At 65.7% G+C, this 11,783-nt stretch carries 10 protein-coding genes and 1 tRNA gene; 6 read left to right on the top strand and 5 right to left on the bottom strand.

Annotated elements, in window-relative coordinates:
* Positions 1-92 precede the first annotated feature (92 nt).
* Positions 93-2,816 carry a DNA polymerase I gene (gene polA, locus ACLQ3J_RS17850; RefSeq protein WP_169620025.1) on the bottom strand — a complete coding sequence of 908 codons (2,724 nt, stop codon included), beginning with the start codon at positions 2,814-2,816 and terminating at the stop codon, positions 93-95.
* Between the two features lie 274 nt (positions 2,817-3,090).
* Between polA and ACLQ3J_RS17855 the strand changes: the two genes are divergently transcribed.
* The 4 genes from ACLQ3J_RS17855 to ACLQ3J_RS17870 are packed head-to-tail and all read left to right on the top strand — an operon-like array spanning position 3,091 to position 7,218.
* Positions 3,091-4,401 carry an ABC transporter permease subunit gene (locus ACLQ3J_RS17855; RefSeq protein WP_425904152.1) on the top strand — a complete coding sequence of 437 codons (1,311 nt, stop codon included), beginning with the start codon at positions 3,091-3,093 and terminating at the stop codon, positions 4,399-4,401.
* Positions 4,402-4,404: 3 nt separating this feature from the next.
* A complete protein-coding gene (locus tag ACLQ3J_RS17860) occupies positions 4,405-5,394 on the top strand; it encodes a branched-chain amino acid ABC transporter permease (protein WP_169620027.1) in 990 nt (329 codons plus the stop codon).
* Positions 5,387-6,403, top strand: a complete 1,017-nt coding sequence (locus ACLQ3J_RS17865; protein WP_169620028.1) for an ABC transporter ATP-binding protein — start codon at positions 5,387-5,389, stop codon at positions 6,401-6,403. The genes ACLQ3J_RS17860 and ACLQ3J_RS17865 overlap by 8 nt, the downstream gene beginning before the upstream one ends.
* Positions 6,400-7,218 (top strand): ABC transporter ATP-binding protein, encoded by an 819-nt coding sequence (locus tag ACLQ3J_RS17870; RefSeq protein WP_169620029.1) that lies wholly within the window; start codon positions 6,400-6,402, stop codon positions 7,216-7,218. The genes ACLQ3J_RS17865 and ACLQ3J_RS17870 overlap by 4 nt, the downstream gene beginning before the upstream one ends.
* A gap of 74 nt (positions 7,219-7,292) precedes the next feature.
* Here the strand turns inward: ACLQ3J_RS17870 and ACLQ3J_RS17875 are convergent, their stop codons facing one another.
* On the bottom strand, positions 7,293-8,621 hold the full coding sequence (locus ACLQ3J_RS17875) for an ABC transporter substrate-binding protein (RefSeq protein ID WP_169620030.1): 1,329 nt from the start codon (positions 8,619-8,621) through the stop codon (positions 7,293-7,295).
* 155 nt (positions 8,622-8,776) lie between these two features.
* Positions 8,777-9,391, bottom strand: a complete 615-nt coding sequence (locus tag ACLQ3J_RS17880) for an ANTAR domain-containing response regulator (protein ID WP_169620031.1) — start codon at positions 9,389-9,391, stop codon at positions 8,777-8,779.
* Positions 9,392-9,502: 111 nt separating this feature from the next.
* On the opposite strand from ACLQ3J_RS17880, the gene ACLQ3J_RS17885 reads away from it, so the two are divergent.
* Together ACLQ3J_RS17885 and lexA are read left to right on the top strand one after the other, a co-directional pair.
* Positions 9,503-9,579 (top strand) — tRNA-Leu (locus tag ACLQ3J_RS17885).
* A 118-nt stretch (positions 9,580-9,697) separates the two neighbouring features.
* On the top strand, positions 9,698-10,336 hold the full coding sequence (gene lexA / locus ACLQ3J_RS17890; RefSeq protein WP_206036664.1) for a transcriptional repressor LexA: 639 nt from the start codon (positions 9,698-9,700) through the stop codon (positions 10,334-10,336).
* Positions 10,337-10,384: 48 nt separating this feature from the next.
* On the opposite strand, the gene ACLQ3J_RS17895 is transcribed toward lexA, so the two are convergent.
* Both ACLQ3J_RS17895 and ACLQ3J_RS17900 read right to left on the bottom strand, forming a co-directional pair.
* Entirely contained in the window at positions 10,385-10,777 is a 393-nt protein-coding gene (locus tag ACLQ3J_RS17895; protein ID WP_169620033.1) for a hypothetical protein, read from the bottom strand.
* Between the two features lie 271 nt (positions 10,778-11,048).
* Positions 11,049-11,627: a dihydrofolate reductase family protein gene (locus tag ACLQ3J_RS17900; RefSeq protein ID WP_425904056.1), complete on the bottom strand. Its 579-nt coding sequence runs from the start codon at positions 11,625-11,627 to the stop codon at positions 11,049-11,051.
* Positions 11,628-11,783: the final 156 nt, after the last annotated feature.

The following is an 11,783-nucleotide window of genomic DNA, read 5'->3' on the forward strand; positions in this document are numbered from 1 at the left end:
CCGTGCCTCCCCGTCACGACAACGTCCTCCCCACCCCGCGCGGGTAGGGAGGACGTTGTCGTCTTTGCCCGGTATCCGGTGGGTGCGGCCCGTCAGTGGGCGGCGGCGTCCCAGCTGCGGCCGTAGCCGACCGAGACATCGAGCGGCACCGACAAGTCGATCACGGAGTCCATCTTCTCCCGCACGATCGCCTCGACCTGCTCGCGTTCCTCGTCGACGACCTCGAGAACGAGTTCGTCGTGCACCTGGAGCAGCATCCGGGACCGCAGGTCCGCGGCCCGCAGCGCGCGCTGCACATCGATCATGGCCACCTTGATGATGTCGGCAGCCGTGCCCTGAATCGGGGCATTCAGCGCCGCGCGCTCGGCCACCTCCCGGCGTTGACGATTGTCGCTGTTGAGGTCCGGCAGGTAGCGGCGTCGCCCGTACAGCGTCGAGGTGTAACCGACCTTGCGGGCCTCCTCGACCACATTGTGGAGGTAGTCGCGCACCCCACCGAACCGGGTGAAGTACGCCTCCATCTGCGCACGCGCCTCGTCCGCGGAGATCTTGAGCTGTTGCGCGAGACCATAGGCGCTCAGCCCGTAGGCCAAACCGTAGGACATGGCCTTGACCCGGCGTCGCAATTCCGGAGTGACCTCCTCGAGCGGCACCCCGAACGCCCGCGACGCGACGAACGTGTGGAGATCTTCCCCGGTGCGGAAGGCTTCGATCAGTCCTTCGTCGCCCGAGAGGTGCGCCATGATGCGCATCTCGATCTGGCTGTAGTCGGCGGTGAGGAGCATGTCGAAGCCGTTGCCGACGACGAAACCCTCGCGGATCTGCCGTCCCGCATCGGTTCGTACGGGAATGTTCTGCAGGTTCGGCTCGGTCGACGACAGCCGGCCGGTTGCCGCGACCGTCTGGTTGAACGTGGTGTGGATCCTGCCGTCGTCGGCCACCGATTTGATGAGCCCGTCGACCGTCGTCTTCATCTTGGTCGACTCACGGTGTGCGAGAAGATGTTCGAGGAACGGGTGGCCGGTCTTGTCGAACAGGCCCTGCAGTGCGTCCGCGTCGGTGGTGTACCCGGTCTTGGTCTTCTTCGTCTTCGGCATGTCCAGTTCGTCGAACAGCACGACCTGCAACTGCTTCGGCGAGCCGAGATTGATCTGCTTTCCGATGACCTCGTATGCGGCATTCGCGGCGGCGGCGACGTCGGCGGCGAAACCGGACTGAAGGTCGTGCAGGTGGTCCGCATCCACGGCGATGCCGGTGGCCTCGATGTCTGCCAGCACTTCGAGCAGCGGCAGTTCCATCTCGGACAGCAACGCCACCGACTCGATGTCGGCCAGTTCGGCGTCGAGCGCCGTGGCCAGGTCGACCACCGCGCGGGCAGCGAGGATCTGAGTCTGTGCGGCCTCCTCGTCGACGGCGTCTGCATCGTCGAGCAGGGACAACTGACCGTCGCCGTTGCTTTCCGCCCGCAGTTCCCGCTTGAGGTAACGCAACGACAGGTCGTCGAGCTTGAAGCTGCGCTGTCCCGGCCGGACGAGGTACGCGGCGAGCGCGGTGTCGCTGGTGAGGCCCGCGAGTGTCCAGCCTCTGCCACGCAAGGCGTGGATCGCCGATTTCGCTTCGTGCAAAGCCTTTTCGACGGCCGGGTCGGCGAGCCACGCGGCGAGCGCGGCGTCGTCCTCGGGAGTGAGAGCGATCGTCGTGACGTAGGCGCCTTCACCGTCGGCTGCCGCGATCGCCACAGCAGTGGCCTCGCCGCCGTACGGCGTTCCGGATCCGACCACCGACAATCCGTGGCGGTGGCCCGCCACAGCGTGCGTGGCGAGCCAGTCGCCGAGCGCACCGGGCTCGACGATCCCGCCGCGCACCTCGAAACCCTCTTCGGCTTCGGGCGCGGACGAGGCGAGCGTCTCGAAGAGGCGATCTCGCAGCACCCGGAACTCGAGGTCGTCGAACAAGCGGTGGATGCGGTCGCGATCCCAGGGCGCGAGCGCGAGCTGATCCGGAGAGTAGGGCAGCGCCACGTCGCGCACCATCTCGGTGAGCTGCCGGTTGAGCAGGACGTTGGACAGGTTCTCGCGGAGCGCGTCGCCCGTCTTGCCACGCACCTCGTCGACCCTGTCGACGAGACCGCTGAGGCTGCCGTACTCCCTGATCCACTTCGCGGCGGTCTTCTCCCCCACGCCCGGGATGCCCGGCAGATTGTCGCTCGGATCACCGCGCAACGCCGCGAAGTCGGGATACTGCGCCGGTGTCAGGCCGTACTTCTCCTCGACCGCCTCGGGGGTGAAGCGAGTCAGGTCGGAGACCCCGCGACGTGGATACAGCACGGTGATGTCGTCGTTGACGAGTTGGAGCGCGTCGCGGTCGCCGGTCACCACCAGCACCTTGTAGCCCAGGGCGTTGGCCTGCGTCGCGAGTGTGGCGATGAGGTCGTCGGCTTCGTACCCCTCGATCGCCATCACGGGAATGCCCATCGCGCCGAGCACATCCTTGGTGAGTTCGATCTGACCCTTGAACTCGTCGGGTGCGGCGCTGCGCTGGGCCTTGTAGGCGGCGAACAGCTCTGCCCGGAAGGTCTTGCGGCTGACGTCGAAGGCCGCCGCCACGTGCGTGGGCTGCTCGTCGCGCAGCAGGTTGATGAGCATGGAGGTGAACCCGTACACCGCGTTGGTGGTCTGCCCGCTGTGGGTCTTGAAGTTCTCTGCCGGCAGCGCATAGAAGGCACGGAAAGCCAGAGAGTGTCCGTCGAGAAGAAGAAGGGTCGGGCGGGCGTCGGCGTCCGCAGTGGGCGTAGTCGAGGAGGATGCACGGGTCACGCGCTCAGTCTAGGGACCGGTCCCGACACCCGTCGAAGCCGCAAGTGCGGTGACACGGGGTCGCCGGCTCCGAAACACAGGTGTTTTCGTGAGATACGGGAACGAAACACGTGGGAAACCGGGGATGTCGGTGCATTTCCGTTACAGACGCTAAAGTGCCCACTCACGACACCGCCCCAGGCGTCGCGCTCGACAACATTGCACCTGATTCGGGAGGACCTGCGTGGCCCCTACGGTGAGACTCCGGAGACGTCGATGGGCGTCCGGATTCCAAATCGTGCTATTGCTCCTGGCGGCGGTTTTCGGCTTAGTGATAGGAGCCGGCACCGCCGCCGCCCAAGACCCTCCGGAGCCCTCGCCGACAGGCACCACAGCACCTCCCGCCGACGCACCACCGGTTGCGGACGATGCCGTCACGGTTCGCGGCACGCTCAACAATGCGGGAGAACGACTGGACGGCGTGACGGTCCGTGCGTCGGACGCGGCCGGCGAGGTCGTCGGCGAAACGGAGTCCGCGGACGGTGGCCGGTGGGAACTCGCGGTGCCGCCGGGGACATACGTCTTCGAGGTCATCGGTGAGAGCCTCCCCGACGACGTGACCGTGCAGTCGACCGTGACCCGCGATGTCGCCGCCGGCCAGCCCAACACCGTGATCTTCTCGTTCGGTGAGGCAAGGTCCGGATCGAATGTGGCGTTCGCGGAGACACTGATCCGCACGATTGTCGACGGCTTACGGTTCGGCCTGATCATCGCCATCGCAGGCGTCGGTCTGAGCCTGATCTTCGGGACGACCGGCCTGACGAACTTCGCGCACGGCGAGTTGGTGACGTTGGGCGCGGTCGCGGCCTGGGTCTTCAACGTCAGCTTCGGCATCCACCTGATACCGGCGACGATCCTCGCGATCATCGTCGGCGTCATCATCGGCTGGCTCAACAACGCGCTGGTCTGGGCTCCCCTACGGCGGCGGCGCACCGGCCTGATCGCACAGCTCGTGGTGTCGATCGGTCTCGCCATCGCGTTGCGATACCTGATCCTCATCTTCTTCTCCGACCGCGCTCAGCCCTACAGCGACTACCAAGCACAGCGTCAGCTCCAGTGGGGTCCGCTCGCGATCACCCCGGTCAATCTCGCGTGCATCATGATCAGCCTGGTGGTGCTCGTCGGGGTGGCCTTGCTGCTCCAGCGCACCCGGATCGGCAAAGCGATGCGCGCGGTCGCCGACAATCGCGATCTCGCCGCGTCGTCGGGCATCGACGTCGAGAAGGTGATCCGCTTCGTGTGGGGCCTCGGCGGCGGACTCGCCGCGCTCGGCGGTGTGTTGTTCGGTCTCTCCGAGCTCGGAGGACGCGTCCAGTGGGAGATGGGCTTCAAGCTGCTCCTGCTGATGTTCGCCGGAATCATCCTCGGCGGACTCGGAACGGCGTACGGCGCGCTACTCGGCTGCGTCGTGGTCGGGCTGCTCGTGCAGTTGTCCACACTGGTGATCAATCCCGACCTGAAGTACATCGGCGGCCTGCTGGTACTCATCGTGATTCTGGTCATCCGCCCTCAGGGCATCCTCGGCAGCAGAACAAGGATCGGGTGACACATGGACCTCCTCGCTGTTCTCCAAGTGTCCTTCGCGCAGATGATCGGCCCGTCGGCCATCTTCTATGCGCTTCTCGCAATCGGCCTCAACCTCCACTTCGGTTACGCGGGTCTGCTCAACTTCGGCCAGATCGGCTTCGCGCTGCTCGGCGGGTACGGAGTGGGCATCATGACGGTCACCTACGGCCAGCCGCTGTGGATGGGTGTACTCGTCGGGCTCGCGCTCCCTGCACTGCTCGCCCTCCTGCTCGGTATCCCGACGCTCCGTCTCCGAGCCGACTATCTGGCGATCGCAACGATTGCCGCAGCCGAGATCCTGCGGTTGGTGTTCCGGTCCACCGCCTCCGACTCCGTCACCGGGTCGACCCGCGGCCTGTGGGGATTCGCAGGTCCGTTCACGGCGTGGAGCCCCTTCGATTCCGGTAAGCAGTACAACCTGCTCGGGATGCGCTTCTACGGCGACGACCTGTGGGCGATGGTGGTCGGCTGGACGCTCGTGCTCGTCCTGTGCGGCGTCGTCTACCTGCTGTCCCACAGCCCGTGGGGACGCGTCCTCAAAGCGGTCCGAGAGGACGAGGACGCCGCCCGCGCCCTCGGCAAGAACGTGTTCGTCTACAAGATGCAGGCTCTCGTATTGGGCGGCATGATCGGCGGCCTCGGCGGCATCTTCAACGCGCTGCAGACCAAGTCCATCAACCCGGACTTCTATTCCACTGCGCAGACGTTCTTCGCGTTCGGCGCGTTGATCCTCGGCGGCGCGGCCACCGTGTTCGGCCCGGTCCTCGGGGCGATGCTGTTCTGGTTCATCCTCACGCTCCCGGACGCATTCCTGCGCCAGGCGATCTCCGGACCCGATCCGCTGATCTCCCTCACCGAACAGCAGGTCGGGGCGATGCGATTCGTCCTCCTCGGCATCCTCATCGCGGTGATGATGGTGTTCCGTCCACAAGGAATCCTGGGCAGCAAGCGGGAGGTACAACTCGATGCCTGACACCACCATCCGCACGCCTCTGTCGCGCGAACAACGAGTCGCCGTGTTCGCGGATGTCCCGCACGATCCGGGAAGCCCGAAGGTTGATCCGATCCTCGTCGTGGACGACGTCTCCCGGACCTTCGGTGGGCTCAAAGCCGTGGACGTCGCTCACCTCGAGATCCAGCGCGGCTGCATCACCGGCCTGATCGGGCCGAACGGAGCAGGCAAGACGACCCTGTTCAATCTGCTCACCGGGTTCGACCACGCGGATACCGGAACGTGGAGCATGGACGGCCACTCACTCGGCCGCATGGCTCCGCACCGTGTCGCGCGGCACGGCATCGTGCGCACGTTCCAGCTCACCAAGGCGCTGTCGAAGATGACGGTGCTCGACAACGTCCGTCTGGGAGCACGTCACCAGACGGGTGAGCGGATGGCCGGCGCGCTGCTCCCCTGGACGTGGCACGCGCAGGAACGCGCCATCACCGAACGCGCCCACGCGCTGCTCGCCCGGTTCAACCTCGAGCAGAAGGCCGACGATCTCGCCGGGTCATTGTCCGGCGGACAGCGCAAACTGCTCGAGATGGCACGCGCACTGATGACCGACCCCACGATCGTGATGCTCGACGAGCCGATGGCCGGCGTGAATCCTGCACTGACGCAAAGCCTTCTCGGGCACATCAAATCGCTGTGCGACGACGGCATGACCGTGGTGTTCGTCGAGCACGACATGGATGTCATCCGCGACATCTCCGATTGGGTGGTGGTGATGGCCCAGGGATCGGTGATCGCCGAAGCACCGCCGGACGAACTCGCGAACAACAATGCGGTCGTCGACGCCTACCTCGGCAGCCACCACGACCAGGCACTCGAATTCGACGACGAGGGCAATCCCGTCGGCGCGACCGCGGAGTTGGCGGAGGTGCTCGCCGAGGCGGAGGCCCAGGTTCTCGAGTCCGGAGCCGACCTGTCCGACCCCGACGCGGTACGCCCCACCGATCTACCAGGATCCCAGGAGAAGTCATGAGCGACACCCCACCCACCGGGTCCATGACCCCGGCCGAATCGGCCGCGACTCCCGGCGAACACGCGCGGTTGGCCGAGGGTGCGCTCGTGCGCGCGGACGACGTCGTCGCCGGCTACTTCCCCGGCGTCGACATCCTGCGTGGCTGCAACTTCTTTCTCCGCGAGGGTGAGATCGTCGGGATCATCGGCCCGAACGGTGCCGGTAAATCCACTCTGCTCAAAGCGCTCTTCGGCCTGATCCCGGTGCGGCGGGGCGAAGTCACGCTCCGGGGCGAATCGATCACCTCGGAGCCCGCGCACGTCCTCGTGCGCAAGGGCGTGGGGTACGTCCCGCAGACGCAGAACGTCTTTCCGTCGCTGACCATCGAGGAAAATCTCGAGATGGGAATCTACCTGCGGCCCAAGCAGTTCAGTGAGCAGTTCGACCGGGTCTCGACCCTGTTCCCCCTTCTCGGGGAACGCCGCAAGGTCAAGGCAGGAGCGTTGTCCGGTGGTGAGCGGCAGATGGTGGCGATGGGCCGCGCACTGATGATGGATCCGTCGGTCCTGCTTCTCGACGAACCGTCGGCGGGCTTGTCGCCGATGTTCCAGGACGAGGTGTTCATCCGCTGCAAGAAGATCAATGCCGCGGGCGTGTCGATCATCATGGTCGAGCAGAACGCGCGGCGGTGTCTGCAGATCTGTGACCGCGGGTACGTGCTCGATCAGGGCCGTAACGCCTACACCGACACCGGGTCCAACCTCATGCACGACCCCAAGGTCATCGAGTTGTATCTCGGGACTCTCGCGGGCAGCAAGGAGAAGAAGACTCCCTGACGCGCTCGCCCGAACATACGACGGGGCCGGTCATCCATCGGATGACCGGCCCCGTCGTATGTTTCCTGCGTCTGTCAGCCACCCACGACGATGTAATCCTCGGTCGTCAAGGTGTTGTCGGGTCCGAAGACGAGACGGCCGTACGAACCGACTCCGGGCTCACCGGCATCCACGAACGACAGCTCGCCGGTCGCGCCGTCGTAGTCGATGTCCTGTCCCGATGCGAGGAGGTCCTTGCACTGCTGGAAGGTCGTGCACTTCTCGCCGTCCTTCGTGACCGCGTTGATGTTCGCCGCGATGTCGACGCCGGCGGTGGAGCCGGCCACCTCGGCGGCGAGCGCCGACACGACAGCTGCGTCGTAAGACTCTCCGGCGTAGTTGAAGTCGATCAGCGCGGGATCGACCTCGAGCAGGCGCTGCTGGAAGGCCTCACCGGTGTCGGTGAGAGGGGTCGTACCCGCCATGCCCGCGAGCAGGCCGTCGGCGACACTGTCGCCGAGCGCGTTGCCCATGTTCCCGTCGACACCGAAGACCGCCATGCCGTCGGACGGGCCGATGCCGACCTCGTGCATACGCGTGATGATCTTGGCCGATTCCTCGAACCCGATGAGCGCCACGGCGTCAGGACTGAAGTTGGCGACCTGGTCGACCTCGGCGTTGAAGGACTGCGCGTTGGGGTCGTAGATGATCTTCTGGATCTGGTCTTCCGGGATACCGGCGTCGACGAGGTTCGTCACGGTGTTCTCGGCCAGGCCCGTGCCGTACGGATCGTTCAGCGCGAGGATCGAGACGCGCTGAGCGCCGTCCTCGGCGATGAGCTGAGCAAGTGCCTGCGCCTGCAGGGAGTCCGTGGGCGCGGTACGGAAGTACATGCCGCCGTCGGCGTAACACACGAACTGATCGGACGTGTTGGCAGGAGAGAACATGACCACGCCCGCGCTGGCGATCTTGTCGATGACCTTGAGCGAGACCGACGACGACGCCGCACCGATGATCACCTGGGTACCCGCGGCGAGTTCCCGGTCGACGGTGGCGTTCGCCGTATCGGTGGTGGTGTCGCCCGAGTCGCCCGGGATCAGCTCCACGGGCTGGTTCAGGACGCCGCCGGCAGCATTGATCTCGTCCACTGCCAGGCGCACCGCCGCGACCTCGGGCGGACCGAGGAACGCGAGGCTGCCCGTCTCGGGGAGCAGGGTGCCGATCTTCAGCGGGCCGGTCGCCGGGGTCGCCCCGGGCGTGGCCTGTTCGGGTTCGCAGTCGGTGTCGACAGTCGTGGCAGTCGCGGAACCACCGCCCTCGGCAGAACCACTCGTGGAATCGTCGCTGTCCGAGCTACAACCCGCGAGTGCGAGTGTCACAGCACCGAGAACCGCAGCGGCGCGGACATAGGTCCGTTTTGCCATCCAACTCTCCTTCAATCGCCTGTCCCCCCGGCTGATGCGCCGGATGTCGTCGAAACATAGCCGGAGAAGTGACGATTCGAACACAGCCGAAATCGTTGTGACCTGACCGTTATATTTCGGGCAGGAGAATTGATCCGGACGTAACGAGCCGAGGCTCAGCCGGCCGCTTCGGAACCAAGGGTGTCGACGATGACCTCGGCGACCTGCTTCATGGTGGTACGGCGGTCCATGGCGGCACGCTGGATCCAGCGGAACGCCTCCGGTTCGGTCATCGCGTGCTTCGCCATGAGCAGGCCTTTGGCCCGGTCGATGAGTTTGCGGGCCTCGAACCGTTCCGACAGCCCGGCGACTTCACGTTCGAGTTCGCGCAATTCGGCGAACCGGCTCACCGCCACCTCGATCGCGGGAACGAGGTCGCTTTTGGAGAACGGCTTGACCAGATATGCCATCGCTCCCGCATCGCGAGCACGTTCGACGAGGTCGCGCTGACTGAAGGCTGTGAGAATAACCACAGGCGCGATGCGGCGCTGCGCGATCTCCGACGCTGCGTCGATCCCGTCCCGGCGGGGCATCTTCACGTCCATGATCACGAGGTCGGGCGAGAGTTCCTCTGCCAGTTCCACCGCCCGCTGGCCGTCGCCCGCCTCCCCGACGACGTCGTACCCTTCTTCGCGCAGCATTTCCACCAGGTCGAGCCTGATCAGCGTCTCGTCTTCCGCAACGACGACCCTCCGGGGGGTTGCGGTGCTGTCGTGCGGCGCGGTTGTCATGATCGGCCCTTCCCATCGTGCTCTGGCGGCCCCCGCGAAGGGGTGGAACGATTGAAGGGTACCGGTGTTTGACCGCCACGCCTGATCCCTTACAGTGGTCTCCGCAAGCACGCCCTCGTATCCCAATTGGCAGAGGAAACGGATTCAAAACCCGTGCAGTGTGAGTTCGAGTCTCACCGAGGGCACCACCACACCGGTCGACGAATGATGGTGCGGCACCACCTGCGTGGTCCCGCACCATCGCCCGTTTCAGGAGTCCGGCCACTCCCCTAGGATCGCCGGGTGACCGGTTACGACGATCTCGATATGTTCGGCGGCCTCGACGCCTCCGCCCTTCCCCATCGCCAGCAACTGATTCTGGCGACCATCAGGGATTGGGTGGCCTCCCACGGTTCCGCCCCGAGCACCCGGCAGATCGCCGATGCGGTCGGCCTGAAATCGACGTCGACGGTGTCGAAGCATCTGCGACTCCTCGAGGATGCGGGTTTCCTGCGCCGTGGCTCCGCGATGGCACGCCAACTCGATGTGCGACCCTTCCTCGCCGGATCGTCGGCGGGCCGATCGTCCGACAACAGGGTGTCGGTGCCCGTCGTCGGCGACATCGCGGCCGGCACACCGATCCTCGCCGAGGAGCATCCCGACGAGGTGCTCGATCTCCCCCGCGAACTCGTCGGCACCGGCACCGTGTTCGGCTTGCGCGTACGCGGGGAATCGATGATCGACGCCGCGATCTGCGACGGCGATGTCGTCGTCGTCCGTCGCCAGGACGAGGCCCACTCCGGAGAGATCGTGGCGGCGATGATCGACGGCGAGGCGACCGTGAAGGTTTTCCGGCGCCGCAGCGGTCACGTCTATCTCGAACCCCGCAACGCCGCATACTCGGTGATCGACGGCGACAACGCGGTCGTGCTGGGCAAGGTGGTGTCGGTGATGCGGCGGCTTTGAGCGCCGGGCCGCCCCGCCGCACAGTGAGGTGTCGCGCGGCGGTCGGGCTCACTTCGACTGTGCGCGCATTCGGAACCTAAGGATCCGGTCCAATTCGACCGGGCCCCATAAACGGCGCGCTCCCTCGGGTGGATAAGAAAATCCTGGCACGATACGCCCGGCCATTTCGGCACCGAGCAGCACGATCACCAACGCGGGCACGAGGGTCTGCCACAAATATGCGAAACCGGGATCGGCGAGTCCTATTCCGCCAGCGCACAGCGCCGCCGGTACGTGAGGAGCGCGGAGAAACACCGTGACGGCGACGGCAGTCACGGCCGACAGCGCCGCAGCGGTCTGCGAGGGGGCGAGCAGTTCGGCGATGGTGAGCGCACCGATGGTTGCGGCGGGATACGCGCGGAGGATGACACCCGGACGCGGTCGCCCGAGCCTGCCCGCCATGCGAAGGAAGCGGCGCGGGTCCTGCTCGTGGAGTCCGTTCCGTGACGGCTCCGGGACGGAAGATGTTCTCGGACTGCACGCTTCGGAGCGCTCCCTGGTGCACGATGCCGCGCCCCGAAGTGCGCTCCATGAGGAGGATCGCCGCGGACATCGCACAGTCCGTGAGTCCGTCAGCTCCGCTGTCGAGGTACGAATCATCGCCGCCGATCCGCTTCATTCGCCCGAATCGCGCCGGGCCGACAGACCACCGCTTCTACAAGTCGGAGAACCCCTACGCAGTCGGCTCCTCCGCCCGAGGAAGATAGCGGAGCAGAACGACGCCGGACTGCGGGAATTTCGTCGACTCCACCAATCGCAGATTTCGGCGCCCCAGGGGCGGAAGCGGCATTCCCTTGTCGAGCAGCACCGGGAAGACCATCAGCCGGTATTCGTCGATCAGATCGTGGGAAGCGAAGGCGGAGATCGCGGTCGCCCCGGCGAAGAGGGCCAAGTCCTTACCGGGCTGTTCCTTCATCTGCGCGACCTCCCGTGGGAGGTCGTCGCCGACCCGCCGGGCTGGACCCCAGTCGGTGGCGAGTGACGAACGCGAGAGCACGTACTTCGGCAGCGAGTTCATCAGCCGCGCCTGCTGGGCTTCGATTTCCCTGTTCGAGTTTTCGGCGGCGGGCCAATGCTGCGCCAGAAGTTCATAGGCCACGCGCCCGAAGAACATGCCGTCGATCCCGGCAAGCAACTCGGCGATGCCAGAGTCCAGTTCGTCGTCCGCGACGTCGATCCACTCGAGTTCGCCGTTCGGTCCCGCCGTGAAGCCGTCGAGCGTCGTCATGACAGACAGAATTACTTTGCGCATCGTCGTCGCCTTTCGTCCGGGTCTCGACAACACGGACTCGCAACCTGCGGCGAACTCATCGGCCACAGCTGTAGGGGTTGGATCATTCGCGCACTTCCCTCGTTATACATGTGCGTAGGTGCGCACCTGTTGGCGTATCGTGGACAGTAGGAAAAT

The sequence above is a fragment of the Rhodococcus sp. DT1 genome (assembly GCF_049844875.1).
GTDB lineage: Bacteria > Actinomycetota > Actinomycetes > Mycobacteriales > Mycobacteriaceae > Rhodococcus.